The sequence below is a fragment of the Streptomyces sp. PKA51 genome (assembly GCF_057552455.1).
Window position 1 is genome coordinate 1 of sequence record NZ_BAAJPZ010000019.1, and the last position, 26,575, is coordinate 26,575.

At 74.5% G+C, this 26,575-nt stretch carries 24 protein-coding genes; 15 read left to right on the forward strand and 9 right to left on the reverse strand.

Annotation, left to right across the window (positions count from 1 at the left end; translation table 11 throughout):
• Positions 1-107: 107 nt before the first annotated feature.
• Positions 108-2,144 (reverse strand): RICIN domain-containing protein, encoded by a 2,037-nt coding sequence (locus AC27L3_RS23520; RefSeq protein WP_487236036.1) that lies wholly within the window; start codon positions 2,142-2,144, stop codon positions 108-110.
• A 687-nt stretch (positions 2,145-2,831) separates the two neighbouring features.
• Between AC27L3_RS23520 and AC27L3_RS23525 the strand changes: the two genes are divergently transcribed.
• The 6 genes from AC27L3_RS23525 (at position 2,832) to AC27L3_RS23550 (ending at position 7,520) form a co-directional block, all read left to right on the forward strand.
• The gene (locus AC27L3_RS23525; RefSeq protein ID WP_487236037.1) at positions 2,832-3,437 is read left to right on the forward strand and encodes an RNA polymerase sigma factor; all 606 of its coding nucleotides are present in this window, start codon (positions 2,832-2,834) and stop codon (positions 3,435-3,437) included.
• A complete protein-coding gene (locus AC27L3_RS23530) occupies positions 3,434-4,102 on the forward strand; it encodes a hypothetical protein (RefSeq protein WP_487236038.1) in 669 nt (222 codons plus the stop codon). The genes AC27L3_RS23525 and AC27L3_RS23530 overlap by 4 nt, the downstream gene beginning before the upstream one ends.
• Before the next feature lie 139 nt (positions 4,103-4,241).
• A complete protein-coding gene (locus AC27L3_RS23535) occupies positions 4,242-4,418 on the forward strand; it encodes a hypothetical protein (RefSeq protein ID WP_487236039.1) in 177 nt (58 codons plus the stop codon).
• A gap of 251 nt (positions 4,419-4,669) precedes the next feature.
• Positions 4,670-6,112, forward strand: a complete 1,443-nt coding sequence (gene gad, locus AC27L3_RS23540; protein WP_487236040.1) for a glutamate decarboxylase — start codon at positions 4,670-4,672, stop codon at positions 6,110-6,112.
• 35 nt (positions 6,113-6,147) lie between these two features.
• Positions 6,148-7,017, forward strand: a complete 870-nt coding sequence (locus AC27L3_RS23545) for a class II glutamine amidotransferase (RefSeq protein WP_487236041.1) — start codon at positions 6,148-6,150, stop codon at positions 7,015-7,017.
• A gap of 20 nt (positions 7,018-7,037) precedes the next feature.
• Positions 7,038-7,520 carry an SRPBCC family protein gene (locus AC27L3_RS23550; RefSeq protein ID WP_487236042.1) on the forward strand — a complete coding sequence of 161 codons (483 nt, stop codon included), beginning with the start codon at positions 7,038-7,040 and terminating at the stop codon, positions 7,518-7,520.
• Between the two features lie 195 nt (positions 7,521-7,715).
• Here the strand turns inward: AC27L3_RS23550 and AC27L3_RS23555 are convergent, their stop codons facing one another.
• From AC27L3_RS23555 to AC27L3_RS23565, 3 genes are read right to left on the reverse strand one after another with little or no spacing between them, the layout of a single operon-like run.
• Positions 7,716-8,138, reverse strand: coding sequence for a hypothetical protein (locus tag AC27L3_RS23555; protein WP_487236043.1), 423 nt, complete (start codon positions 8,136-8,138; stop codon positions 7,716-7,718).
• 29 nt (positions 8,139-8,167) lie between these two features.
• Positions 8,168-8,728 (reverse strand): GNAT family N-acetyltransferase, encoded by a 561-nt coding sequence (locus tag AC27L3_RS23560; protein ID WP_487236044.1) that lies wholly within the window; start codon positions 8,726-8,728, stop codon positions 8,168-8,170.
• Between the two features lie 36 nt (positions 8,729-8,764).
• Entirely contained in the window at positions 8,765-10,030 is a 1,266-nt protein-coding gene (locus tag AC27L3_RS23565) for an MFS transporter (RefSeq protein ID WP_487236045.1), read from the reverse strand.
• 73 nt (positions 10,031-10,103) lie between these two features.
• Between AC27L3_RS23565 and AC27L3_RS23570 the strand changes: the two genes are divergently transcribed.
• The 3 genes from AC27L3_RS23570 to AC27L3_RS23580 all read left to right on the forward strand — a co-directional run bounded on the left by AC27L3_RS23570 (position 10,104) and on the right by AC27L3_RS23580 (position 13,394).
• Positions 10,104-11,426: an aminotransferase class I/II-fold pyridoxal phosphate-dependent enzyme gene (locus AC27L3_RS23570; RefSeq protein ID WP_487236046.1), complete on the forward strand. Its 1,323-nt coding sequence runs from the start codon at positions 10,104-10,106 to the stop codon at positions 11,424-11,426.
• Positions 11,427-11,779: 353 nt separating this feature from the next.
• On the forward strand, positions 11,780-12,940 hold the full coding sequence (locus tag AC27L3_RS23575; RefSeq protein WP_487236047.1) for a mechanosensitive ion channel family protein: 1,161 nt from the start codon (positions 11,780-11,782) through the stop codon (positions 12,938-12,940).
• Positions 12,941-13,019: 79 nt separating this feature from the next.
• Entirely contained in the window at positions 13,020-13,394 is a 375-nt protein-coding gene (locus tag AC27L3_RS23580; protein WP_487236048.1) for a peptidase inhibitor family I36 protein, read from the forward strand.
• A 32-nt stretch (positions 13,395-13,426) separates the two neighbouring features.
• Here AC27L3_RS23580 and AC27L3_RS23585 read toward each other — a convergent pair whose 3' ends face one another.
• Complete coding sequence (locus AC27L3_RS23585) at positions 13,427-14,461, reverse strand: zinc-dependent alcohol dehydrogenase family protein (protein ID WP_487236049.1); 1,035 nt, start codon at positions 14,459-14,461, stop codon at positions 13,427-13,429.
• A gap of 158 nt (positions 14,462-14,619) precedes the next feature.
• Between AC27L3_RS23585 and AC27L3_RS23590 the strand changes: the two genes are divergently transcribed.
• The 3 genes from AC27L3_RS23590 to AC27L3_RS23600 are packed head-to-tail and all read left to right on the forward strand — an operon-like array spanning position 14,620 to position 17,518.
• Complete coding sequence (locus tag AC27L3_RS23590; protein ID WP_487236050.1) at positions 14,620-14,859, forward strand: ferredoxin; 240 nt, start codon at positions 14,620-14,622, stop codon at positions 14,857-14,859.
• Positions 14,849-16,243 carry an NAD(P)/FAD-dependent oxidoreductase gene (locus tag AC27L3_RS23595; protein ID WP_487236051.1) on the forward strand — a complete coding sequence of 465 codons (1,395 nt, stop codon included), beginning with the start codon at positions 14,849-14,851 and terminating at the stop codon, positions 16,241-16,243. Before AC27L3_RS23590 ends, AC27L3_RS23595 begins: the two co-directional genes overlap by 11 nt.
• Before the next feature lie 36 nt (positions 16,244-16,279).
• Positions 16,280-17,518 carry a cytochrome P450 gene (locus AC27L3_RS23600; protein ID WP_487236052.1) on the forward strand — a complete coding sequence of 413 codons (1,239 nt, stop codon included), beginning with the start codon at positions 16,280-16,282 and terminating at the stop codon, positions 17,516-17,518.
• A 255-nt stretch (positions 17,519-17,773) separates the two neighbouring features.
• On the opposite strand, the gene AC27L3_RS23605 is transcribed toward AC27L3_RS23600, so the two are convergent.
• The 3 genes from AC27L3_RS23605 to AC27L3_RS23615 all read right to left on the reverse strand — a co-directional run bounded on the left by AC27L3_RS23605 (position 17,774) and on the right by AC27L3_RS23615 (position 20,189).
• The gene (locus AC27L3_RS23605; protein ID WP_487236136.1) at positions 17,774-18,214 is read right to left on the reverse strand and encodes a PRC-barrel domain-containing protein; all 441 of its coding nucleotides are present in this window, start codon (positions 18,212-18,214) and stop codon (positions 17,774-17,776) included.
• A complete protein-coding gene (locus tag AC27L3_RS23610; protein WP_487236053.1) occupies positions 18,214-18,786 on the reverse strand; it encodes a PRC-barrel domain-containing protein in 573 nt (190 codons plus the stop codon). The genes AC27L3_RS23605 and AC27L3_RS23610 overlap by 1 nt, the downstream gene beginning before the upstream one ends.
• Positions 18,787-19,289: 503 nt before the next feature.
• Entirely contained in the window at positions 19,290-20,189 is a 900-nt protein-coding gene (locus tag AC27L3_RS23615) for a hypothetical protein (protein ID WP_487236054.1), read from the reverse strand.
• Between the two features lie 104 nt (positions 20,190-20,293).
• Between AC27L3_RS23615 and AC27L3_RS23620 the strand changes: the two genes are divergently transcribed.
• The 3 genes from AC27L3_RS23620 to AC27L3_RS23630 are packed head-to-tail and all read left to right on the forward strand — an operon-like array spanning position 20,294 to position 24,431.
• A complete protein-coding gene (locus AC27L3_RS23620; protein ID WP_487236055.1) occupies positions 20,294-21,079 on the forward strand; it encodes a 3-hydroxybutyrate dehydrogenase in 786 nt (261 codons plus the stop codon).
• Between the two features lie 31 nt (positions 21,080-21,110).
• Positions 21,111-22,469 carry an MFS transporter gene (locus AC27L3_RS23625; RefSeq protein WP_487236056.1) on the forward strand — a complete coding sequence of 453 codons (1,359 nt, stop codon included), beginning with the start codon at positions 21,111-21,113 and terminating at the stop codon, positions 22,467-22,469.
• A 39-nt stretch (positions 22,470-22,508) separates the two neighbouring features.
• The gene (locus AC27L3_RS23630; RefSeq protein ID WP_487236057.1) at positions 22,509-24,431 is read left to right on the forward strand and encodes a helix-turn-helix domain-containing protein; all 1,923 of its coding nucleotides are present in this window, start codon (positions 22,509-22,511) and stop codon (positions 24,429-24,431) included.
• 50 nt (positions 24,432-24,481) lie between these two features.
• Here the strand turns inward: AC27L3_RS23630 and AC27L3_RS23635 are convergent, their stop codons facing one another.
• Positions 24,482-26,488, reverse strand: coding sequence for a GTP-binding protein (locus AC27L3_RS23635; protein ID WP_487236058.1), 2,007 nt, complete (start codon positions 26,486-26,488; stop codon positions 24,482-24,484).
• Between the last annotated feature and the right edge of the window lie 87 nt (positions 26,489-26,575).

Consider the following 26,575-nt stretch of genomic DNA (forward strand, 5'->3'; position numbering starts at 1 on the left):
GGGGGGGGGGGGGGGGGGGGGGGGGGGGGGTCTTTCCCTTTTTCTTGGGGGGGGGGGGGGGGGGGGGGGGGCGGGGGGGGGGCGCCCCCCGCCACCGCTTCAAGGGGTCAGGACGCCTTCTGCAGCGTCCAGTTCTGGTAACCGGAGCCGTCGGGGCTCTGCAGTTCCAGCAGCCATGCCCCGTAGTACGGGCGCTTGCCGACGCCCAGGACGTAGGAGCTGTCACCGGCGGTCAGCCGCAGGCCGTCGCCGGCCTTCGTCAGGCGCCACTGCTGCGCGGCGCTACCGGAGCAGGGCCGCTGCGCGACCCACTGGCCCGGGCCCGGGGCCCCGCCGAGCTGCACGCACTTGCCGGTGGCGGCCGAGCGCAGCCGCACCTTGCCGCCGCCGGTGTCGTCGGCGTACCACTGCTGGGAGGCGAAGCCGGTGGCCTGCGAGCCGACCATGACGGTGCCGTCCGCGGACTTCCCGCCCCAGATCTCGGCCGCGAGGCCGGTGTGACCGTTGGTCAGGGTGTACCGCGCGCCCGGCTTGGTGGCCGTGGCCCCGACCGCCGGCGTGTGGAAGGACACCGCGCGGCCCGCTCCGGAGTCGTGCCCGGCACCGTCGCGGACGGAGACGGCCACCGTGTAGTCGGTGTCCGGCCGCAGGTTGTAGATGCGGGCCGAGTTCTGCCCGATCCAGGCCAGGTGGCTGCCGTTGAGCAGCAGCTGGTACCAGGAGGCGGAGGGCACGGCCGGCCAGCTGACCACCGCCGAGTCGTTCGTCAGCTGTCCGACGACGGGCACGGGGCCCTTCGACGGGCCGGTGCTGCCGGTCGGCCTCGGGGTCGGGGTGGGGCTGGGGTCCGGGTTCGGGCGGGTGGTGCCGCCCGAGGTCATCAGGAACTGGTTGTTCGCGACGTTCCAGTGCGTGGCCAGGTAACTACCCGGTTGTGGACTGGTGTTGTAGTAGTCGTCGTGGTTGCAGTCCAGGCGCTCGTCGTGACCGCGTTCGGGGCAGACGGTGCGCATGGCCGGGTAGTACGGCGCGTCCGAGTAGCACATGACGTCCCACTCGTCGGTGCAGTGCGCGGCCCGGCTGGTGTTGGGGGCGCTGTTGTTGACCGCTCCCAGGTTGTGCCCGAGCTCGTGGGCGGCGGTGGAGCCGCTCCAGCACCCGGCGTCCGTCCGGCCGTAGGAGGGGCCGAAGTTGCTCAGGTTGCTCGCGCCCGGGCGCTCGTCACCGTTGAAGGTGCCGATGCCGCAGTAGACCTTGGCGTCCGCGAAGATCATGTACTTGCGGTCGCGCCGGTCGAAGCCCTGCGCGGCGAGCGCGGAGTTCAGCGCGCCGAACTCGGCGAGCGCGGAGGAGGACACCTCGACGTTGAGCACGCTCGGCACGCAGTCGGCGCCGGTGACGAAGCGGATGTGCCGCACGCCTCCGGTCTCCTGCGCGCTGGCGAAGTAGATGGCGTCCGCGTCGGCGGCCCACTTGCGGAACGACCCCAGGTACTCGGCGTACCGGTCGTTGCCGGGGGCGTGGGCGTAGACGACCTGCACGCGGTTGCCGGTGCTGCCGTCGCCGTCGCACTGCACCTGCTGGCCCGACGGCGCCGCGGGAGTGCTCGCCGTGCCGCCCCGGTCGGGGCGGGCGGGCGGCGTCTTCGCGGCGGCGGTGCCGGCCTGGCGGGCGTCGACGGAGGCGGGGGTGCCCGCCGAGGGCTTGGTCGTGCTCTTGGCGTCGCCCTTGGCGCCGTCGCCGCTGTCGCCGTCGTTCGTACCGGGCTTGTCCGGCGTCTCGGCGACGTCTCGTGTCGTGACGGCGGGCGGGGTGTCCTTGCCGATGTCGACACCCTTGGGGGGCTTGTCGGGGCCGTGCGTGCACCGGCCGTCGGCCGTGCGCAGGACGCCCGCGCAGCGGTCGCCCTTCGGGGCGGGCGACAGTCCCTTGTAGACCATGCCGTGGGCGTGGTCGTCGGAGGGTATTCGCACGACCGGGTCCGGCGTGCGGTCGTGTGCGGGCGCCGACGCCGGGGCGGGGCCGCCGTCCGCGGCCTGCGCGGCGGTGACGCCGGGCCGGTCCGGGCCCTGCTGGAAGACGCCGCCGAACACCGCGGCGCCCGCGAGCGCTCCTGCCGTGACGGCGACGGCCGCGACCACCATGCCGCGTTTTCGTCGCCGTTGCTGCTGCACCTGTCTTCTGCGACCAGGCAAAGCCACACCTCATTTCCGTGGGGGAGTTGTGGGTGGCCGGAAGCATGCCAGAGCGAACGGAGTGTCAGAAGTGATGTTTGGTGCGGAAGTTTTCGGTGCAGGATTCAGGGGAATGGCGCGCGGCATCCGCGGTGATCCTCAACTTGAGGAAGAAAACCGGAAGTTACCGATCGGTTTTGATTAGGTCTATTCCAATGCCGAGGTCGTCGCCGAGCCTCCGCTTAATAAGATCGTTACCATGGAATAGATCGTTCCGCTTGTGTGCAATTGCACAACGTGGCAACGCTGTCACCCTTGATCACCTGTCGGGGAATTCTCTTCCTGCCCGCAGTAACGTGCATGTGACGTTTCCCACTTCGTGATCTCCGGATCCGCGCCCGGCCGCCTCGCGCCGCCGTCCGCCCAGGTCGCGTCGTTCCCGCGGCGTGCCGGACGCCGAATGCCGCGATCACTCCCCGTCTCCCCGCATGATCGCTTCGTAATATTTTCGGGTCGGCGATGAGTGTCCCGTCCGGAAAATCGGCAGGGTGGGTTCCAAGAGGCCAATCGTGCCTCTGCGCAGGCATGTTGCCTGCTGCCCGGAATCGCGGGCCTGCGACGACGAGGCCCTGTGACGACGAGAAGCCGGAGGCCCGTGTGAACGATGGCGACGTCAGTGCCGACGCATCGCCCGAAGGCGAGGCGAGCGGCCGGCCGGCGGGAGACGTGCAGGCCCTGCCCCTGGACTACGAGGCGTTCTACCTCGGCCACCAGGAGTTCTTCCACGCATTCGCCGAAATCCACCTCGGCAGCCGGCACGCGGCCGAGGAGGTGGTCCACCGGGCCTTCCTGGAGATCCTCGGCGGCTGGAGCCAGTTGCTGCAGGAGGGGGACGTCGAGCAGCGCACGCTCGCCGTACTGCACCGCTGCGTGCGCAGCCAACTCGACGCCGAGGACCGTACACCGGCGTTCGTCATCAACGGGCCGATCGCCCGCGCCCTGCGGGAGGCCAAGGACAAGCTGGCGCTGATGGAGAGCAGCACCGGTCTGTACGAGGCGATCATCGAGCTGCCGACCCGGCAGTTCACCGTCATCGTCCTGCGCCACCTGCTCGGCTACGAGACCTCCCGCATCGCACGGTTCATGGGGCTGCACGAGAGGACCGTCGACTACCACGGCCGCAAGGCCAAGGAGCGGCTGCGCGCCCAGCTCGGGCTGCCCGCTGCCGGGGGCCGGACCAAGAAGAAAGGGGGAGGGCAGTGACCCACACCATCGACGAGCTCCTGGCGGGCGCGGCCGTGCCGGTCACGCCGCCGGGCGCGTTCGACGTCTCCGCCGCACTGCGCCGGCTGGCCGCCGACGCCGCCCAGGCGGCGCCGCCGCCGGACCTGGCGCGCACCGCCCAGGCGGCCCGGCACCTGGCCGTGGTCTCGCGCTGGGTCCTCAACAAGCCCGACGCGGCCGTCCACGTGGACCGGCTCGCCGAGGACACCGACGGCGCCGGGCGCGGGGAGGAGCACCTCGACGTCGACGGCGCCCTGGTCTTCGCGTGCCTGCTGTACCTGACCGGGCACCCGGAGAGCGCCCAGTTCTGGTGGCAGCTGGCGGCCGGAGCGGGCCACTGGGCCGCCGCGTACTGCCTGCATCTGCACCACCTCGCCCTCGGCGAGAACCGCGAGGCCAAGCACTGGCTGCACCAGGTGATGACCGGCGTCGTCGGCTCCGAGGCGCCCGACGAGGCCTTCCTCGACCGCCTGGAGGCGGTGGCGCGCTACGTCGGCAAGAACGGCTCCTTCGCCAGCGCGCCCACCGGTGGCCTGGAGATGGAGGTCGACCGCCTGGCGACGCAGCACCAGGGCTCCTGCATCATCGTCCGCGGCCCCGACCGCCGCCTGGCCGACCGCCTCCACGACTTCGCCGGACGCTGACCTCTCCGCCCCGTCCGACACCGCACGCACGAAGGCGAGGAGCCCCGCCCCCGCCCTCGGCCCTCGGCCACCGGACCACCGGGCCGGACGAGGACTCCCCGCCCCGCGAAACGCCCCCCTGGAGAAGAGGACATCCGCCATGCACGACGACCCCGCCCCCCTCCCGGTGCCCGGCGACGGCCGCCTCGCCCGTACGCTCCGCTGGGTGCGCCGGCGCCGGCGCACCGCCCTCGGCCTGCTCCTGCGCGGCGTGTGCTACGGCACCGGTACCGGCCTGGTGAGCATGCTCGTCTTCTGGCTCCAGCACCGCAACTGATGCCGCACCCGGCCGCGGGGCCCGCGCCCCGCGGCCGCTTCGGGACGTTCCCGCGCGGGCATCCCGAACACGAGCCGCACCTCGCGCGGCCGTCGCCGGCGGCACCCCGCTTGGCGGCGTGTCCCCCCACCCGCCCGCGGGTACCTGTGCCAGACCCGCACGAGGCGCCGAGGCACCGAAGCACGAGGGCCGAAGCGCCGGTGCACCAGGCGCCGAAGCACGACGCACCGAAGAGAGAGGACACCCCGCCGATGTCACCGATGTCGGGCCACCACGACGGACACCACGCCGAGCGCGTCAGCCGGGACATCGAGGTGAACCCCGTCTACAGCCGGGAGCCGCTCACCGTCCCCCGCTACCGGATGCCCGAGGGGGAGATGGCACCCGACACCGCCTACCAGATCGTCCACGACGAGCTGCTCCTGGACGGCAACGCCCGCCTGAACCTGGCGACGTTCGTCTCGACCTGGGCCGAGCCCCAGGCCCTGCGCCTGCTGCACGAGTGCGCCGAGAAGAACATGATCGACAAGGACGAGTACCCGCAGACCGCCGAACTGGAGACGCGCTGCGTGCACATGCTCGCCCGGCTCTGGCACGCCCCCGACCCCCGCCACGCCGTCGGCTGCTCGACCACCGGCTCCAGCGAGGCGTGCATGCTCGGCGGCCTCGCCCTCAAGCGCCGCTGGCAGCACCGCCGGCGCGCCGAGGGCAGGCCCACCGACCGCCCCAACCTGGTGATGGGCATCAACGTCCAGATCTGCTGGGAGAAGTTCGCCGACTACTTCGAGGTCGAGCCCCGCTACGTCCCCATGGAGGGCGACCGCTACCACCTCGACGCCCGGCACGCCGCCGAACTGTGCGACGAGAACACCATCGGCGTCGTCGCCGTCCTCGGCTCCACCTTCGACGGCTCCTACGAACCCGTCGCCGAGATCTGCGCGGCCCTCGACGAGCTGCAGCAGCGCACCGGCCTCGACGTCCCCGTCCACGTCGACGGCGCCTCCGGGGCCATGGTCGCCCCCTTCCTCGACCCCGACCTCACCTGGGACTTCCGCCTCCCCAGGGTCGCCTCCATCAACACCTCCGGGCACAAGTACGGCCTGGTGATGCCCGGAGTCGGCTGGGCCCTGTGGCGCGACGCCGACGCCCTCCCGCAGGACCTCGTCTTCCACGTGAACTACCTCGGCGGCGACATGCCCACCTTCGCGCTGAACTTCTCCCGCCCCGGCGCCCAGATCGTCGCCCAGTACTACAACTTCCTGCGCCTGGGCTTCGACGGCTACCGCCGCGTCCAGCAGACCTGCCGCGACGTCGCCACCCGCCTGGCCCGCCGGATCGCCGCCCTCGGCCCGTTCGAGCTCCTCACCGACGGCGGCGACATCCCCGTCTTCGCCTTCACGCTGCGCGAGGACATCCGCAACTACACCGTCTTCGACGTCTCGGCCGCCCTGCGCGAACGCGGCTGGCTCGTCCCCGCCTACACCTTCCCCCGCAACCGCACCGACCTCGCCGCCCTGCGCGTCGTCGTGCGCAACGGATTCAGCCACGACCTCGCCGACATGCTCCTGGCCGACCTGCGCCGCGTCCTGCCCCGCCTGGAGAAGCAGGGCGAGCCGCACCGCAGCGAGGACGACGCCGGCGGCTTCGCCCACGGCGCCGAGACCAAGAACCCCCGCCGCCCCGGCCGCCACTGACCCCGAACGACCCACCACCCCGTCAGGAGACCCCGATGTGCCGTCTGTTCGGCCTCACCAGCGCCCCCGAGCGCACCCGCGCCACCTTCTGGCTCCTCGACGCCCCCGACAGCCTCAGCACCCAGAGCCACCACGACCCCGACGGCACCGGCCTGGGCTCCTTCGCCCCCGACGGCACCCCCCACGTGAGCAAGGCCCCGCTCGCCGCGTACGCGGACCGCGCCTTCGCCGAGGAGGCCAAGCAGACCGAGTCGGCCACCTTCGTCGCCCACATCCGCTACGCCTCCACCGGCAGCCTGGAGATCCGCAACACCCACCCCTTCGAGCAGGACGGCCGCCTCTTCGCCCACAACGGCGTCATCGAAGGGCTCGACGCCCTCGACGCCCACCTCGGCCCCGACCGCGCGGCCGTCGCCGGCGAGACCGACTCCGAGCGCTTCTTCGCCCTGATCACCCGCGAGACCCGGGCCCACGGCGGCGACGTCGCCGCCGGCATCGCCGCGGCCGCCGGATGGATCGCCGCCCACCTGCCCGTCTACGCCCTCAACTTCGTCCTCGTCACCCCCGCCGACCTGTGGGCGCTGAGATACCCCGACACCCACGACCTGTACGTCCTGCACCGCCCGGCCGGCGGCCACCACGGCGACCGCCACCTCGACCACAGCGGCACCGCCGGCCGCATGCGCGTCCACTCCCGCGACCTGACCGGCACCGACGCCGTCGTCGTCGCCAGCGAGCGCATGGACGACAACCCCCACTGGCGCCTGATGGAGCCCGGCGTCCTCCTGCACGCCGGCCCCGACGGCGTCACCACGACCACCGTCGTGCTGCCCGACCCGCCCGCGCACCGCCTGACCCTCGACGACCTGCACCCGGTGGCCGCCGCCTCCCAGAAGGCCGCCTGAAAACCCCTACGCTCGGTCGGGTGACCCCCGCCCACCCCCGGCGCAGCCGCCGCAACCGACCGGCCGCGGCCCTCCTCTTCACCGTCGAACGCCTCTCGCCGCTGCCGGCGCAGGAGGCGTGGCGTCGGCTGACGGACTGGGAGCGGCACACGGCGTACGTCCCCCTGACCACGGTCACGGTGACGACACCGCCTCCCACTGGGGCCGGCACCCGGATCCTGGCCCGCACCGGCCGCGGCCCGGTCGCCTTCACCGACCCCATGGAGGTCGTGCACTGGGAGCCCCCGGCACCGGCCGCCCCGGGCCGCTGCCGGCTCGTCAAGCACGGCCGTGTCGTGGGCGGCCGGACGGACCTCGAGGTGCACCCCGGTGCGGCGGGCTCGCGCGTCGTGTGGACCGCCGCCCTCCACGTGCGCGCCCTGCCCGCCGCCCTCACCCCCGCGGCCGCGTTCGCGGCCCGGCGCCTGTACGGCCGCCTGGTCGACGGACTCCTCGGCGGGTGACCCACGGACCGTGCGGCGCTCAGCGCCCCGCGCCCCCGCGGGACGCCGTGACCCAGGGCCTGTCCGGCGGATCTTCGTCACGCGCCACCACGGTGCCCCGTAGGGGCGCGGGGCGTTGTCGATCTGCGGCTGCCGCCGCGCGGGCGCGACAAGCCACGACGCGCCCGCAGTTCGCCCGGGCCCCGGGGTGGTGTGTCAGCTGCGGGCCGTCGCCGGCCGGTCGCGCCCACGCGACGGCAGCCGAAGCCGCGGCCGGCCCGGCCATGTGGCCCAGCGCAGCCCGGCCGCCTCCTGCGGCGGCAGCAGGCCCGCGGCGATCAGCGCGGCCCGGCCCGCCTGCCGGCCGGCGAGGAGGTAGCCGAGCTCGCTGGAGTCGACCTCGTGGAAGGTGCCATCCGTGATGAGCACCGCTGCCGCGACCCCGTCGAGCCCCTCCTCGATCCCCTCGCGCAGGGCGGGCAGGTACGCGTGGGGCAGCCGTTGCGGAGGCACCACGGACAGCAGTTCCAGCCCCTCGCCACCGGCGGCGGGCGGTTCGAAGTCCGCCACGATGTGCGCGTACGGACCGCAGGCTCCCACGTTCTTCTTCACGCGGACGCACACATCGGGGACCGCCACGGGCAGCCGGCGCCTGCCGGCGGGCCGGGTCACCGGGTGCCGGCCCGGTGCGCGCGCCACTGCGGAGCCAGGACGGACCAGACCTCCATGTCGTGGCGCACGCCCCGGTGGGGATAGGACTCCCGCAGCACGCCGTCGAGGGTCATGCCCAGGCGCCGCGCGACGTTGATGCTCGCGGTGTTGGCCGAGGAGACGTGCCACTCCATGCGGTGCATGCCGCGCACCTCGACCGCCCAGTCGATGAGCAGCGTGCACGCCCGGGTGACGAGCCCGCGGCCGACGGCGGACTCCTCCAGCCAGCTGCCCAGTTCGCAGGTCTGCCGTTCGGTGTCGAAGGTGCGGAAGAGGACGCCGCCGACGAGGGTGCCCTGCAGCCAGATGCCGTACATGCGGCCGCTGTCGGCGAGCGCCTTGTCCGCGTACTGCTGCAGGAAGGCGCGGGCGGAGGCGAGGTCGGTGGCGTGGTCCGTCAGGGCGATGTAGCGGCCTATGGACTCCCGCGACCGGTCGATGTGGGCGAGGTACTCCTCGGCGTTCCAGGGTTCGAGCGTGCGCAGTTCGGCACCGTCGCCCAGCGGCATCGCCAGCATGTCATCCCCTCCAAAAGATCTTTCCTGCCGGGCACCCTACTGCCGCACGGGTTCCGGCAGGCCCGCCGGGCGCCGCAACCGCTGCCGCACCAGGCGGTGCTGCACCAGGCAGGTGCCGGCGATCGCCGTGCCGAAGACGGTCCAGCCGAGCGGGCCGGCGGCGATGGCGGCCGTGACGGCCAGCGGGCCCACCGTGCGCTGCGTGGCCTGGGCCAGCCCGTGCACGCCCAGGTAGGCGCCCTGGGCGGCCTCCGGCGCGAGGGCGACGGACAGCTCCCAGGAGACGACGGCGTGGAGCATCTCGGCCACGGTGAAGGCGGTGGCGGCCAGCAGCAGCGACACCGACGCGAGCCCGGGACCGCCCGTGGCGGAGGCGGCCATCGCCAGACCGGCGACGGCGAAGGCGCCGCACAGCGGCAGCAGCAGGCGGCGGGCCGCGGCGGTGGTGGCCCCGAAGCGGGCGAGGGGCACCTGCAGGGCGACGACCAGCACGCTGTTGAGCACCAGCAGGACGGGAACGAGGCCGTGCGGCGCCTTCGTGGCGTGGACCGCCCACAGGGACAGGCCCACCTTGAAGACGGCGTCGTCGAGGAAGAGCACGCAGTCGGTGACCATGTACGCGAGGTAGGTGCGGTCGCGCCACGGGCTCGGCGCCTGCGCCGGTGCCGGCGCGGGGCCGGACGTGGGCGGCACGGGCCCGGCGGCCACGACGCGCGACGGCGCGGCGGCGTCGGCGCACCGCAGGGTGATCAGGGCGGCGGCCACGAAGGAGACGGCGTCGCCCAGGAGCAGGCAGCGATAGACGGTGGCGGACCCGGCGCCGAGCGCCACGGCCGCGCCGAGGCCGCCGAGGGCCCAGCCGGCGTTGGCGACGGTCCGGTTGACGGCCTGGTAGCGGACCCGTTGGTCGCCGGCGATCCGGGTGCCGTACAGCTTGGTCAGGACGTTGGCCGCGCGGTCGCCGAACCCGCCGGCCGCCGAGCAGACCAGCAGCAGGGCGTAGTCGCCGGAGACGAGGAGGCCGGCGGCGGCGAGGGCGCGCAGGACCTGGAAGGCGGCCAGCACGCGGGTCAGCGGCAGGCGGTCGGCGAGCCGGCCGCCGAGAGGCGCCCCCGCGATGCCGGTGACGCCGGCGGTCGCCACGAGGGTGCCCACCTCGCCCAGTCCGAGGTGGGCGACGTAGGTGAAGTACAGCACGGAGGCGGCGGCCCACAGGCCGCTGCCGACCCGGTCCACCAGGGCCACCGCCAGCATCAGGCGCCCGTCGCGCCCTCCCGGTATGCGTGCGAGGACGCGTCCCACGTTGTCGTTCCCCCGTTCACCGGCGGCCGGGTGCCCTTGCCAACCGGTTATGTATCAATACATAATTGACTGTGTGGCAGCACAATATGGGATCACCGGTACGACGGCCAAGGCCCTTTCCGCATCCATCGAACGCGCCGTGACCGACGGCACCCTCGCCCCCGGGGCCGCCCTGCCCCCGGTGCGCCGGCTCGCCGAGGACCTCGGCATCAGCCCCGGCACCGTGGCGACCGCCTACAAGGAGCTGCGCCGCCGCGGCATCGTGCTCACCCGCGGCCGCGGCGGTACGGTCGTCGCCCCCGCGCCCGCCGTCGCCACCCGGCGCCCGCCCCGCGTGCCCGAGGGCCTGTGCGACCTGGCCGGCGGCCACCCCGACCCGGCCTTCCTGCCCGACCTCGTCCCGCCCGCACCGCCCACGCCCGGCGCCCGCTCCCACCGCGCGGCACCGCGGCTGCCGCTCCTGGAGGAGGAGGTCCGCGCATGGCTGGGGCACCAGGGCGTGCCGACCGAACACGTCACCTTCGCCCACGGCGCGCTGGACCTGATCGGCCGGCTCCTCTCCGTCGAACTGCGGCCCGGCGACGCCGTCGCCATGGAGGACCCCGGCTACCACCACCTCCTCGACCTCGTCACCGCCCTCGGCCTGCGCACGGTCGCCGTCGAGGTCGACGCCGAGGGCATGCGCCCCGAGTCCCTGCGCGCCGCCCTGCGGGCGGGAGTGCGGGCGGTGGTGTGCAGCCCGCGCGCCCAGAACCCCTACGGCGGCTGCCTGTCCGCCGCCCGCCGCGACGCCCTCGTCGGCGTGCTCGGCGAGGCCCCCGACGTCCTGGTCATCGAGAACGACCACGCCGGCGCCATCGCCGCCGCCCCCCTGCACACCCTCACCGCGGGCGGCGCCCTGACCCGCTGGGCCCACGTGGCCACGGTGACCAAATACCTGGGCACCGACCTGCGCTGGGCGGCGGCCGCCTGCGACCCGGCGACCCTGGCCCGCCACGACGGCCGGCTGCTGCTGACCTCGGGATGGGTCAGCCACCTGCTGCAGCGGACCGTGCTCGCCCTGATGACCGACGACGCGACACGCGCCCTGGTCGGGCGCGCACGGCAGACCTACGCCGAGCGCCGCCGCGCCCTCACCGCGGAGCTCGGCCGGCACGGCATCCCCGCCCACGGTGCGAGCGGCATGAACGTCTGGGTGCCCGTACGGGACGAATCCGCCGTGGTCAACGGACTGCGCACCTACGGATGGTGGGTGGCCGCCGGCACCCGCTTCCGCATCCACAGCGCACCCGGCGTCCGCATCACCACCGCGGCCCTGCCGCCGGCCGACGCCGCCCGCCTGGCCCGGGACTTCGCGGCCGTCCTGGGAGAGTCCCAACCCACATACGGCGGCTAGCGGCTGCCACCACGTGGGCGCGACACGGCACCCCGTCTGCGGGTGCGTCGTGGCTTGTCGCGCAGTTCCCCGCGCCCCTACGGGGCGCCCCGTAGGGGCGCGGGGAACTGCGCGATCGGCCACCGACGGCCCGCAGTCGACGCACCGCCCCGCGCCCCTTCGGGGCGCCTCTAGTCGGACACTCCTTCGAGCGCAGCGAGCACCGTGGTGCAGGATGTCTGACGCACCGTGACCTCCGGGTCCGGCGCATCGGTGATCCCTGGCTACAGGCAGGTACATGTGACGAACAACTCCTCCGGGACCGCGCCGCACGGCGCCCCCGCCCCCCTCCGCCCGGAACGGGGGCGACGCCGGTGACCCGGGACCTGACCCTGCACGACGCCGTCGTCGCAGGCATCGCCGTGGCCGCCGGCCTGCTGGCGGCCCTCGTCCTGAAGGTGGTGCTGCGCTGGCTCGCCGAGCGGGCCCTGCGCACCAAGTGGATCGGCGACGACATCATCGTCGACGTGCTGCGCACGGTGGCGCCCTTCTCCGCGGTGGCCGCCGGCGTGGCGTCGGGAGCCGCGGCCCTGCCGCTGAACCACTCCGTCGGGCACACGCTCAACGAGGTGCTGGAGACCCTGGTCATCCTGGTCGCCTCGATCGCCGTCGCCCGCGTGACGGGCGACCTGGTGCAGACCGTGGCGCAGTCCCGGTCAGGCGTCGCCGGATCGGCCACCATATTCGTCAACATCACGCGCATCGTGGTGTTCGCGATGGGTTTCCTCATCGTCCTGCAGACCCTGGGCATATCCATCGCCCCTCTGCTCACCGCCCTCGGCGTCGGTGGTCTGGCCATCGCCCTGGCCCTGAAGGACACCCTCGCCAACCTCTTCGCCGGCGTCCACATCCTGGTCTCCAAGACGGTTCAGCCTGGCGACTACATCCGCCTGACCACCGGTGAGGAGGGCTACGTCGTCGACATCAACTGGCGCAACACCGTCGTCAAGCAGATCTCGAACAACCTCGTCATCATCCCCAACGGCAAACTCGCCGGCACGAACATGACCAACTTCAGCCGCCCCGAGCAGAAGCTGTCGGTCAGTGTGCAGGTCGGCGTCGCCTACGACAGCGACCTGGACGAGGTCGAGCGCATCACCATCGAGGTCGCCGACGGCGTGATGAAGGACATCGCCGGCGCGGTGCCCGACCACGAACCGGCCGTCCGCTTCCACACCTTCGGCGACAACCGGATCGGCTTCTCGGTGATCCTGGGCGTCGGCGAGTTCAGCGACAAGTGGCGCATCAAGCACGAGTTCATCAAGCGCCTGCACCAGCGCTACCGCGCCGAGGGCATCCGCATCCCCGTCCCCGAGCGCACCGTCTCCCTGCACCGGGGCGACCTGCACCAGGGCGACCTGCGCCAGGGCGACCGCGCCGGCCTCGTCCCGCACCCCCGCGCGTGTCCCGACCCGGCCGCGGACGTCCCCTTCGACGACCGTCGAAGCCCCTCGAATCCCTCACGCAGCGTGTGAAGAATCTCGCTGTGCGTGGCCACGGCATCGCCTTCCGGCCACGCACGGCGACTTCCTCCACCGCGAGAAGGGACATCCCATGACCAGCAACCGCCCCGCCCGTACCCGCTCCTGGGCCCTGATGGCCGCGCTCTCCCTGGCCGCCCTGGTGCTGCCGGCGTCCAACGCCTCGGCCGCGCCCGACCTGGCGCCCTCCTGTCCGGGCGGCTCCGTGTGCTTCTTCTCCGGCACCGACTACCACGGCACCAGCTGGGAGTGGACGGCCGCGAGCGGCTACCGCGACATGCCGCCGGCGCTGCACGACAACGTCGGCTCCTTCGTGGCGAGCACCGAGGCGTGCTTCATCAACTGGGACCCCAAGGAGACCCGCCAGGTCAACAACGGCGACTGGCGCCGCGCCTACGGCGGCGACTTCGGCGGCCGGATCGACGGCGTCAACGCGGGCCGCTGCTGAGCGGCACATGACGGCGCGGGCCGTCCGCGGGGTCAGGGCCGGATGAGCACCTTCAGCGCCTCGCGGGCGGCCATCGCACGGTAGCCGTCGGGCACCTCCTCCAGGCCGATCGTCCGGTCGAAGACCCGGCCCGGCTCCAGCCGGCCCTCCAGCACCTCCGGCAGCAGCTCCTCGATGTACGCCCGGGCCGGGGCCACCCCGCCGGTCAGCGTGACGTTCCGCAGGAAGACCGAGGGGCCCACCGGCGCCTGTTCGTACTGCGGCACGCCGACCCGGCTGACCGTACCGCCGTCCCGGACCACGCCGAAGGCGGTCTCCAGGGACTGCGCCGTGCCGACGCATTCGAGCACCGCGTGGGTGCCGTCGCCGCCGGTCAGCTCCCGCACCCGCGCGATGCCCTCCTCGCCGCGCTCGGGGACCACGTCCGTGGCCCCGAAGTCCCGGCCCAGGTCCGTACGGGTGCGGTGCCGGCCCATCAGGACGATCCGCGGGGCGCCCAGCCGCCGGGAGGCCAGTACCGCCGACAGCCCGACCGCGCCGTCCCCGATCACGGTCACCGTCGTGTGCGGCCCGACACCGGCCCGCACGGCGCAGTGATGACCCGTGGGAAAGACGTCCGAGAGCGTCAGCAGCGACGGCAGCAGCGCGGAGTCCTCCCCGACGGGCACCTTCACCAGCGTGCCCTCGGCCTGCGGTACCCGCACCGCCTCGCCCTGGCAGCCGTCCACGCCGTCCGCCCCCCAGAATCCGCCATGGCGGCAGGAGGTGTGCAGGCCCTCGGCGCAGAAGTCGCAGGTGTTGTCCGACCACACGAACGGCGCCACCACCACGTCGCCCCGCTTCAGCCCGGTCACCCGCCGCCCGGTCTCCTCCACCACGCCGAGGAACTCGTGCCCGATCCGGTCGCCCTTCTCGGTGCGCGGCCGGGATCCGTACGGCCACAGATCACTGCCGCAGATGCACGAGCGCAGCACGCGCACCAGCGCGTCCGTGTCGTCCCTGAGCACCGGATCGGGCACGTCCTCCACCCGTACGTCCCCCGCACCGTAGATGACAGTCGCTCGCATGACGGGGCCTTTCGTGGACCGATGTGCTCCCGCCATCGTCACCCGCCCGCCCGCGCCCGGCCTGCCGCCGTTCCCCCGGTCGGCCCAACGCCGCCTCGCGCACCCGGGCCCGTCCGGGCACCCTCGAAAGCGGGTACGCCGAAGGAGGACCGGCCGGGATGAAGCTCGTCGTCGACCTGAACCGCTGCCAGGCCTTCGCCCAGTGCGTCTTCCTGGCCCCCCAGGTCTTCACGCTGCAGGGCGAGGAGACGCTGCTGTACGAGCCGCGCTTCGACGCCGCTCACCGCGACGACGTCCTGCGGGCCGCCGCCGCCTGCCCCGTCCAGGCGATCCTCGTCGACCGCCTCGACGACCCCGGGCCCGACGACCCCGGGGCGGGAGGCACCGATGGCCGCTGAGGACGCCGCAGGGAAACCGGTGAAGAACGGCCGCATCGTGATCGTCGGCGCCTCGCTCGCCGGCCTGCGCGCCGCCGAACACCTGCGCGAGGAGGGCTTCACCGGCTCCCTCACCCTCATCGGCGACGAACCCCACGAGCCCTACGACCGGCCGCCGCTGTCCAAACAGGTGCTCCTCGGCCGGGCGGCACCCGAGGACACCGGCCTGCCCCGGCGTCGCGCCGTCGACGCCGTATGGCGCCTGGGCACCGCCGCCACCGGCCTCGACCGCGACGGCCGGCGGGTCCTGCTGGCGGACGGCAACGCCGTCCCCTACGACCGCCTGCTCATCGCCACCGGCGTCCGCGCCCGGCCCTGGCCGCAGGAGAACGAGGCCGCCCTGGACGGGGTGTGCCTGCTGCGCACCCGCGACGACACCGCCCGGCTCGCCCGGCGACTGGCCGCCCGCCCGCGCCGCGTCCTGGTCGTCGGCGCCGGCTTCACCGGCTCGGAGATCGCCTCCGCCTGCCGGCACCGCGGCATCGAGGTCACCGTCGCCGAACGCGGACCCGCCCCCCTGGTCGGCGCCCTCGGCGGAGTCGTCGGAGCCGTCGCGGCGGACCTGCAGCGCGCCCACGGCGTCGACCTGCGCTGCTCGGTCACCGTCACCGCCCTGGAGGGCGACCCCGCCGGCCGGCTGCGCCGCGCCCACCTCTCCGACGGCACGGTCCTCGACGTCGACGTCGCCGTGATCGCCCTGGGCTCGATCCGCAACACCGCCTGGCTGGAGGGCTCCGGCCTGGCCGCCGGCCCCCGCGGCATCGCCTGCGACGCGGGATGCCGGGCCTTCGACGTCCACGGCATCGTCACCGACGACGTCTTCGCCGCGGGCGACGTGGCCCGCACCCCGCACCCGTTGTTCGGCTACCAGTTCCTGTCGCTGGAGCACTGGGGCAACGCGGTGGCACAGGCGGAGACCGCCGCACACAACATGATCAGCACCGGCCCGGCCCGCCGCCCGCACCTGTGGATGCCCGCCTTCTGGTCGGCCCAGTTCGGAGTGAACATCAAGTCGGTGGGCGTCCCCTCCATGGCCGACGAGGTGATCGTCACCCAGGGCTCCCTGGCCGAACGCCGCTTCGTGGCCGCCTACGGCCACCAGGGGCGCATCATCGCCGCGGCCGCCTTCGACCAGGCGAAGTGGATGGGCTTCTACGCGGACCTCATCGAGCGGGCCGCGCCCTTCCCGCCGGCATTCCCCACCGTCGACCGCCGCCCCGAGGGACTGCACCCCGTGCCCGCCGCCTTCCCCGACCCCGCCCTGCCCAGCCACGGCCCCACGGTCACCCTCACCGGCCACTCGCCCAGCGAACGCCGCGTGCACTTCACCCCCGCCCGGGCCTGACCGGCCGGCCCTGCCCGCCCCGAGGAGATACGACCCGTGCCGTCCAGCAGCCCGGTCCAGCGGATCACCGATCCCGCCCACCGCGCCGACCCCTACCCCCTCTACGCCGAACTGCGCCGCACCCCCGTCGTCCGCGACGACAGCGGCATCCACCTGGTCACCACCTACTGGGAGATCCGGCAACTGCTCGGCGACCCGCGCATCAGCTCCGACGCCCGCAACCTCGCGCCCGGAGCGAAGAGTCTGCTCGCCTCCGACGAGGACAACCCCGCCCTGCCACCGTCCTTCATCCGCCTCGACCCGCCCGAGCACGACCGGCTGCGCCGCCTGGCCACCCGCCCCTTCGGCCCGCCCCACAGCCCCCGCCGCATCCACGACATGCGCGGCGAACTGGCCCGCACCGTCACCGGCCTGATCGACAGCCTCGACGGGCGCGACGACTTCGACGTCGTCGACGACGTCGCCTACCCCTTCCCGGTCGCCGTGATCTGCCGGCTGCTCGGCGTCCCCAGACAGGACGAGCCGCACTTCCGGCGCATGGTCGACGTCGTCGTCGCCGGCATCGACCCCGGCGAGGACGACCCCGAGCGGCGCCGCACGATCCAGCAGGGCCGTCTCGAACTGGGCCAGTACATGGCCGAGCTGATCGACAAACACCGCCGGGCCCCCGGCGACGACATGCTCTCCGCCCTCGCCACCGACGAGGGACCCGAGGGCAGCCTGTCCACGATCGAACAGATCAGCACCTCCGTACTCCTGCTCATCGCCGGCCACGAGACCACCGTCAACCTCATCACCAACGGAATGCTCACCCTCCTGCGCCACCCCGAGGCACTGGCCCGCCTGCGCGAGGCCCCGCAGACGGCGCCCGCCGTCGTCGAGGAACTCCTGCGCTACGAGCCTCCCGTGCAGCTCCTGCCCCAACGCACCACCCTCGACGACATCGACATCGCCGGCACCGTCATCCCCAAGGGCGCCCCCGTCTGGCTGCTGCTCGCCTCCGGCAACCGCGACCCGCACCGCTTCACGGATCCCGACCGCTTCGACCCCGCCCGCCCCGACCTCCAGCACCTGGGCTTCGGCTTCGGTGTGCACCACTGCTTCGGGGCACCGCTGGCCCGGCTGGAGGCCCAGCTGGCCCTGACCGAATTCGCCCGCCGCCTGCGCGCTCCGCGCCTGATCGCCGACCCGCCCCCGTACCGCCCCAGCCCCGTCCTGCGCGGCCCCCGCCACCTGCGGGTGGCCTTCGACGGCCTGAACCACGGCGCCCCGTAGGGGGCGCGGGGCGGTGTCGCGTGACGACGGTCCGCAGACGGGGTATCGCGGTGCCGCGCATGGAGTGCCCCGTCAGGGGCGCGGGGCGGCGTCGATCTGCGGCTGCCGCCGCGTGGGCGCGATCAGCCACCGACGGCCCGCAGTCGAACGCGCTGCCCCGAGACCCGGGCGAAGGACGGCACCCTGTCTGCGGGCACGTCGTGGCTTGTCGCGCCCACGCGGCGCAGCCGCAAACCGGGGGGCGCCGGGCACGGCCTACGCCCCGCGGACCCCTTGGGCGGCGCGGACGACCAGGGCGTAGTCGCCCAGCCCGGTCACGCGCTCCCCGGGCACCGCACCGAGCGTCGTGTAGAGCGTGTGGATCCGCCCGGTGGCGGGGTCGAAGGCGATGTCCTCGACCGTGCCGTGCTCGTTGCCCAGGTCCGTCAGGACCCGGGCGCCCAGGGCCTCGTGCTGCTGCGGGGCCCCGTCCTCGCCGTCGTCCGCCACCTCGGCGGCCCGTACGAGGACGGCGTCCGGCCCCGCGGCGTGCACCGCGCTCCACGGCACCAGGCGCGGATGCCGGCCGGTACCGCTCACCCGGAGGTGGGCGACGGCCGCCCCGGCCGGTGCCAGGCCGACGGCCTCGACCCGGCCGAGGTCCTCGGCCTCCTCGATGCCGACCACGGGACAGTGCCGCAGCGCGGAGAACAGCATCACCACGAGCTCGCCTCCCGGGTGAGGAACACCTCGGCCTGCGAGGTGAAACTGGGCAGTTCCTCGGCCACCAGGCGCCGGGCGTCGGCCGGGACGACCAGGGCGTGGCCGGAGAGCGAGAGCACCTGGTCGTGCGGGACGAAGACGTCCCGGCGCCGGCCGTCGGCGGAGTCGGCCGCGGTGATCCGCAGCCCGGCCACCCGGCCGCTGGTGCCGCCCTCGACCACCACGTCCTTCACCGACCCGACCTCCATGCCGGCGTCGGTCAGCACCTTCACGCCCAGCACGGCCCCGCGGGCCGCGTCGCCGGGCGTCACCACGGCCTTCGGCCCGGCCAGGGCTTCCTTGCCGGTGACCATCACCGCGTGCCGGCCCAGCGCGTGGACGCCCGGCCACGGCAGGCTCTCCTTGAGCGGGCCGGCCAGCACCCCGCGGCCGCTGAGGGTGAAGCCGACGATCCGCCCCGCGGGCACGTCGAAGACGGTGTCCTTGACCTGCGCCAGGACGTCCCCGCCCAGGGTCACCACCGGGCGCCCGGACAGCTCGGACGCCAGCATCAACGGGGCCCTCATCGCGCCCCCCTCCGACCCGTCGCGTGCCGCCGGCGCACGGCCAGCACCGTCCCCGACCGCCTGCGGGCCTGCACGCCCGCCACCGCAACGGCCGCCACCAGCACGCATGCGACGGCCACGACCAGCCACGACCACCACACCATCGCGTCACCTCCCGTCCCCCACAGGGCAGTTGTCGCCTGACCGCACCGGGCGCCCGCCGCCGGCCGGCGCCCGCACTGCGCGTATGCCCTGCGTGGCCCCTCCGATGCACTGCGTTGCCTACGAGGGCGCCCGTAAGGGGCGCGGGGCGTTGTCGATGCGCGGCTGCCGCCGCGTGGGGCACAGGCGCTGGCGCGTCGACTGCGGGCCGCCGGTGCCCGATCGCGCAGTTCCCCGCGCCCTACGGGGCGCCCCCGTCAGGGGCGCGGGGCGGTGCCGATCTGCGGCTGCCGCCGCGTGGGCGCGACAAGCCACGACGCACCCGCAGACGGGGCGCCGGGCCGCACCCACGCGGCGGGCGGTCAGCGCTCCTCGTGGTGGCTCTCCGGCTCGCAGATCCACTCGGACCAGTCCACGCCGAGCGCGTCGGCGAGCCGCAGCAGCGCCTGTTCGCTGCGGCCGTAGGCGACGAACCCGAAGTCGCCGAATCCGGTGTTGTGGGCCACGATCACGTCCCGGCCGCCGAAGTACTCGGTACGGGCGCCCAGTTCGCGCCAGGGCGGCAGGCCGAGGGGGCACAGGTGCTGCGTCAGCCGCGCCAGGACCTCCTCGTCCACGTCGCCCTCCTCGACGGTCCAGCCGAAGTGGGCGGGCAGTCGGGTCAGGGCCAGCTGCAGGAAGAACTCGGACACCGAGTGGCTCTGCAGGTGCCACCCCGCCTCCCCGTCGTCGCCGAGCCCGGAGACCAGTACCGGCGGATCGGCGAGGGCACTGCGGGCGGCGGGATAGCCCCACTCGTTGCAGTACTGGTTCTCGGCCATGAAGACGCACACCCGCTGGTCCTCGTCCGGCCCGGCGAAGGGATTGCCGGGCGGCAGACCGTCGGCGACGCCGTAGCCGGTGGGGTCCGGGCGGACGGTGGGCGGCCACACGGGGTTGGTCTCGTACAGCTCGCAGCGGTCCGCGAAGGAGTTGAAGGGCAGCTCCCACCACTCCGTGAGGGCCTCGGGTATCGCGAGTGCGGGATCGACGTCCTGCGGCCCGTCCTGCGCCGCACCGTCGCCGGCGGCTTCCCGCAGCCCGGCCACGTACTCCCGGTGCGCGTCCGGCTCCTCCTGCCCCCGGCGCGGCCCGCCGGCGGGCTCGTACCCCCACTCCTGCTGGAAGCGGCGCAGCAGCTCCCAGCGGGCGGCGCCGCCGCCGGCCGCGGTGCGCGCCCGGCGCAGGTCCTCGTGCAAACGTCCGTAGTCGATCTCGGTCACCCGCCGGATCCTACGGCGGTGGGTCCGTACCCCACACGGCGCAAGCCCCTTGTGTGGCCCGGCACCATAGGAGCCGGGCCCGCAGCCCCCTAAGGTCTGCCGCCATGACGAGCGAACTCCCCACCCCGCCGCCGCACCCGGCGAGCCCCGACCTGCGCGGCCGGACGGCACTGGTGACCGGGGCGGGCAGCGGCATCGGCCGGGCCTGCGCCCTCCACCTGGCCCGGGCCGGCGCCACCGTGCACGTCGTCGACGTGGACGCCGGCTCCGCAACGGCGGTCGCGGAGTCGATCGGCGGCCTGCCCCACGTCGCCGACCTCGCCGACCCGGCCGCCCCCGACGCCCTGCCCTCGGCCGTCGACATCCTGGTGAACAACGCCGGCCTGCAGCACGTGGCACCCCTCACCGAGTTCCCCCCGGAGCGCTTCGCCCTGATCCAGCAGGTCATGGTCACCGCGCCGTTCCTGCTGCTGCGCCGGGTGCTGCCGCACATGTACGCCGCAGGCTGGGGCCGCGTCGTGAACGTCTCCAGCGTCCACGGACACCGCGCGAGCGCCTTCAAGTCCGCCTACGTCGCGGCCAAGCACGCCCTGGAGGGCCTGAGCAAGGTGGCCGCCGTCGAAGGCGCCCCCCACGGTGTCACCAGCAACTGCGTCAGCCCCGGCTATGTCCGTACCCCGCTGGTCGAGGCGCAGATCCGCACCCAGGCGGCCGCCCACGGCATCACGGAGGACGCCGTGCTCGGCGACGTCCTGCTGGCCCGCTCGCCCCTGGGGCGCCTGCTCGAACCCGACGAGGTCGCGGCGGCCGTCGTCTGGCTGTGCGGCCCGTCCGCCGGTGGCATCAACGGCGCCTCGATCGCCCTCGACGGCGGCTGGACCGCGACCTGACCCCCTTCCCCGAAGGCTGGTGACCCACCCCATGACCCGTCCCCCGACCGGCGGCATCGCCCGCGTCGTCGCCGCGAGCCTGATCGGCACCACCGTCGAGTGGTACGACTTCTTCCTCTACGGCTCGGCCGCCGCGCTGGTGTTCAACACCCTTTTCTTCCCCGCCGACGACCCCCTCGTGGGCACGCTGATCGCCTTCGTCACGTACGCGATCGGCTTCGCCGCCAGGCCGCTCGGCGGCATCGTCTTCGGGCACTTCGGCGACCGGACGGGCCGCAAGAAGCTCCTCGTCCTGAGCCTGCTGATGATGGGCGGCGCGACCTTCGCCATGGGTCTGCTGCCCACGTACGACACCATCGGCGTCGCCGCGCCGGTCCTGCTGACGGTGCTGCGGCTCGTCCAGGGCTTCGCGCTCGGCGGCGAGTGGGGCGGGGCGGTGCTGCTGGTCTCGGAGCACGGCGGCGCCGACCGGCGAGGTTTCTGGGCGTCGTGGCCGCAGTGCGGTGCCCCCGGCGGCAACCTGCTGGCCACCGGCGTCCTGGCCCTGCTGGCGGCCGTCCAGTCCGAGGCGGAGTTCCGGGCCTGGGGCTGGCGCGTGCCCTTCCTGCTGTCCGGCGTGCTGGTCCTGATCGGCCTGTGGGTACGCGTCCGCGTCACCGAGTCCCCCCTCTTCCTGCAGGCCCGGGCCGCGGCCGAGGCCGCGCCGGGCGGCGCGCCGCGCGCCCCCGTCGCCGAAGTGCTGCGCAGGAACCGGCGCGAGGTGCTCACCGCCATGGGCACGCGCTTCGGCGAGAACGTCTCCTACTACGTCCTCACGTCCTTCCTCCTGGTCTACGTCACCACCCAGCTGCACCTTCCCAAGGGCACCGCCCTCAACGCCGTCCTCATCGGCTCCGCCGTGCACTTCGTCACCATCCCGCTGTGGGGCGCGCTGTCCGATCGGGCCGGCCGCAGACCGGTCACCCTCGTCGGCTCGGTCGGCATGGCCCTGTGGGCCTTCGCCTTCTTCGCGCTGCTGGACACCCGCTCCTTCGCCGCGATCACCGCGTCCGTGACCGTGGGACTGGTGCTGCACGGCGCCATGTACGGGCCCCAGGCCGCCTTCGTCTCCGAGATGTTCGACACCCGCGTCCGTTACTCCGGCGCCTCCCTGGGCTCCCAGCTCGCCTCCATCGCCGCCGGCGCCCTGGCCCCCGTCATCGCCGTCGAACTCCTCACGACCTACCGCTCGTCCACGCCGATCGCCCTGTACCTGTGCCTGGCCGCCGTGATCACCTCCGTCACGGTCGCCGTCGCCCGCGAGACCCGCGGACGCGACCTCGCCCGCCCCGCACCCCGGGCGGCCACCGGCGCCGACCAGGCCCCGCTCACCGGCGCCGAACCCACGTGACACAAGGGACCGGACCCTCGCACCGGCACGAAGGACACCATGGTGACCATGAACGAGGACCGCGCCGTGCACCCCACCCGGCCCGCCACGGCCGCACTGCTGAACCTGCTCCGCCACCTCGCCGCCGGAGCCCCCGCCGAGATGCTCGCCCCCGCGGCCGCCGCCGACCGCGCCGCACTCGACGACCCGGCCGAACGGGCCGCCCTCGACGCGGCCCTGGACGCCGCCCTCGACATCCGGCACGCCCTCGACCAGCACCGGCGCCGCGAAGCCGAACTCGCCGCGCTCTTCGACACCGCGAGCGACCTGGCCGCCCTGCGCGACACGGACGCCGTCCTGCGCGCCATCGTCCACCGCGCCCGTACCCTCCTCGGCACCGACGTCGCCTACCTGACCCTGCACGATGCGGCCGCCGGCGACACCTTCATGCGCGTCACCGACGGCTCGGCGTCCGCCGGCTTCCAGCAACTGCGCCTGGGCATGGGCGAGGGCCTCGGCGGCCTGGTGGCCCAGACCGCCCGCCCGTACACCAGCACCGACTACCGCACCGACGGCCGCTTCCAGCACACCGACGCCATCGACACCGCGGTCGCCGACGAGGGACTGCGCGGCATCCTCGGCGTCCCGCTGCGCGTGGGCGCCCGCGTCATCGGCGTCCTGTTCGCCGCCGACCGCCGCCCGCGCACCTTCGCCCCCGACGCCGTCGCCCTGCTCGCCTCCCTCGCCGACCACGCCGCCGTCGCCCTCGACAACGCCCGGCTGCTGGAGGAGACGCGCACCGCCCTGGTCGGCCTCGATGCCGCCAACCGGACCGCCCGCGCCCACGGCGAGGCCCTGCGCCGCGCCGCGGACGCGCACGACCGCCTCACCGCCCTCGTCCTGCGCGGCGCCACCGTCGGCGAGGTCGCCGCCCAGATCGCCGCCCTGCTCGGCGGCGGCCTGAGCGTCCACGACGCCGACGGCACCGCGCTGGCCCGCGTCGGCACTGGCCCCGCCGCCCCACCGGCCGACGCCGTCGTCGCCTCCGGCGGCCGGGCGGTGCCCGCGGACGGCACCTGGGTGTGCGCGGTCCCGGCCGGCTCCGAACTCCTCGGCAGCCTCGTGCTCACCGGCCGCACCGACCTGACCGACGCCGACCGGCGCCTGTTCGAGCGCGCCGCCCTCGTCACCGCCCTGCTGCTGCTCCTGCGCCGCTCCGTCGCCGAAGCGGAGGACCGCATACGCGGCGAACTCCTCGACGACCTGCTGACCCCCCGGACCCCCGGCACGCACCACGACACGGGCCGGCTCGCCCGGCGGGCCGGCCGCCTCGGCATCGACCTCGCCCGCCCGCACGCCGTCCTCGCCCTCGACTGCGACGCCGAGACGCGCCCGCGCCTGGTGGCCGAGGCCGCCCGGCACGCCCGCCGGCACGGCGGCCTCGCCGGCACCCGCGACGGCCACGTGCTCCTCCTGCTCCCCGCTGGCGACTGCGCCCGGCTCGCCCGCGAGCTGGCCGAGGCCCTCGGCCGGCGCCTCGGCACCCCCGTCACCGCGGGCGCCGCCGGGCCGGCCGGCGGCCCCGAGCACCTGCCCGCCGCCCACGCCGAGGCGCTGCGCTGCCTGGCCGCCCTGCACGCCCTCGGCCGCACCGGCGACGGCGCCGACCTCGCCGGGCTCGGCTTCCTCGGCGTCCTGCTCGCCGACCGCGGCGACGTACCGGGCTTCGTCCGCCGTGTGCTGGGCCCCGTCCTGGACTACGACGAGCGGCGCGGCACCGACCTCATCCGCACCCTGGACGCGTACTTCGCCTGCGGCGCGAGCCTCGCCCGGGCCAAGGACGACCTCCACGTCCACGTCAACACCGTCGTCCAGCGCCTGGACCGCGTCGGCCGCCTCCTGGGCCCCGACTGGAACACCCCCGCCCGCGCCCTCGAACTCCAGCTGGCCCTGCGGCTGCACCGGCTCGCCCGCCGCCCCTGACCCCACCGCCCCCGACCCCGACCCCGCCGAGCGGCCGGCGCGTCGGGCATTCAGGCCCCACCCCGCCCCACGTGCCGCAGGTACGCCGCACGGTCGAGGGGGTCGCCGTCCGTGCGCTCGCGCACGGGCGGGCGGCCCGGCAGCGGGCGGTCCTCGGCCGGGGCCGTCCACCACAGGGCCTCACCCCGGGTCAGACCCGGCAACCGCCGTTCCACCGCGGCGGCGTGCCGGGCCGGTACCAGGCCCCTGAGGACCCACCCGTCCCGGCCCGGTGCCGCCTCGCGCACGGGAGCGTCGTGCCCGGCCAGCAGGCCCGTCACCGCGCTCAGGGCGTCGTGCGGCAGCTCCAGCTCGTAGGCGTGGCACGGCTCGTACACCCGCGTGCCCGCCTCGGCCAGGGCCCGCATCAGCACCAGCGGGGTCAGCCGGCGGAAGTCGGTGCCGGTGCTCACGGGGCTGGCGTAGCCCGAGTGGGTGAGGGTGACCACGACGTCGGTGACCGGCCAGCCGTACAGGCCCTGGGCGAGCGTGCGGCGGGCCGTCTCCTCGATGGCGCGGTCGAAGCCCAGGGGGATCGCCCCCAGCTCCGTCTCCCGTCGGAAGACCGTGCCCGAGCCGTGCGCCCCGGGCTCCACGCGCAGCCCGATCGTGGCCCAGAAGGCCGGAGTGTCATGGCGGTCGATGCCCTCGTAGGCGGCGCCCGTCCCGCCGGGCCGCTCACGGAAGACCGGGCGGCTCTCCTCGAAGACCGCGCCGACGCCGAACTCCTCCTGAAGCCGCGCCGCGAGGACTTCCTTGTGCACCTCGCCGTAGAGCAGGACCGCCGTCCCCCTCCCGTCCGGCAGCGGGCGGATGCCGATGAGGGGGTCCTGGTCGGCGAGCGCGCCGAGCGCGGCGTGCAGCCGCACGGGGTCCTCGCCGCGCACCGGGCGCACGACCGCCTCCAGGCTCGGCGGGGCGAAGTGCCGCACCGCCTCCTCCTCCCCGCCCGGGCCCAGCCGGTCCCCGACCCGGACCGCCGGCAGCCCCCCGATCCGCGCGATGCCGCCCGCGCCGAGCCGCCCGCCGGCGCCGCAGGGACCGGTGCCGAGCACCTCCAGCGAGGTGAGGCGCCCCGCGTGCGCGACCACGCTGCCGTCCGCCTCGCGCCGGCGCAGCGTGACCCGCTCGCGCCGCGCCAGGCTGCCGGAGAACAGGCGCAGGTACGCGATCTTCTCGCCCGACGGCCCGCGGTCGACGGCGAAGACGGTGCCCACGGCCTCGCCCTCGTCCGCCCGCCGGGCGGGCGGCAGCCACCGGGCGATGCCCTCGGCGAGTGCGCCGACGCCGTCCCCCGACAGGGCGGAGCCGAAGTACAGCGGGTGCAGCAGCCCCCGCGCGGTGTGCGCGGCGAGCCCCGCCGCCAGCCGCCCGGCCGGGGGCACCCGGCCGTCCTCGACGAGGGCGGCCAGGACCTCCTCGTCGTCCTCGGCCAGCGCCTCGGCGACGCGTTCGCGAAAGCCGGGATCGTCGAAGGAGGCGGGAACGACCCGGGCGGCGGGGGAGCCCATGCCGCGCACCGTGCCCATCGGCACCACGCGCGGCGTCAGCCGGGCACGGATGCCGGCCAGGACGCGCGCCTCGTCGGCGCCCGCCCGGTCGGTCTTGTTGACGAAGACCAGCGTCGGCAGCGCCAGCCGGCGCAGGCTCTTCATCAGCACGCGCGTGCGCGCCTGCACGCCCTCGACGGCGGAGACGACCAGCACCGCCCCGTCGAGCACGCCGAGCGCCCGCTCGACCTCGGCGACGAAATCCCCGTGGCCGGGCGTGTCGACGAGGTTGACCTGCAGGTCGCCCACCGAGAAGGGGGCGACAGCGGTACGGATGGTGATGCCGCGCCGGCGCTCGATCTCCCCGCTGTCGGTGCGGGTGGTGCCGGCGTCGACGCTGCCGAGCCGCGGCAGCGCCCCGGCCTCGAACAGCAGCCGCTCGGTCAGGCTGGTCTTACCGGCGTCGACGTGCGCCAGGATGCCGACGTTGACGATGCCCCGGGCTGCCGGGGCGTGGGGAAGTGGCATGGGTGGAGAAGTCCTCGGAAACGTGGTCGCGGCAGGGACGCAGGGGTGCTTCGAAGACCTGCCGCATGATTCCCGCTTCCTCCTGAG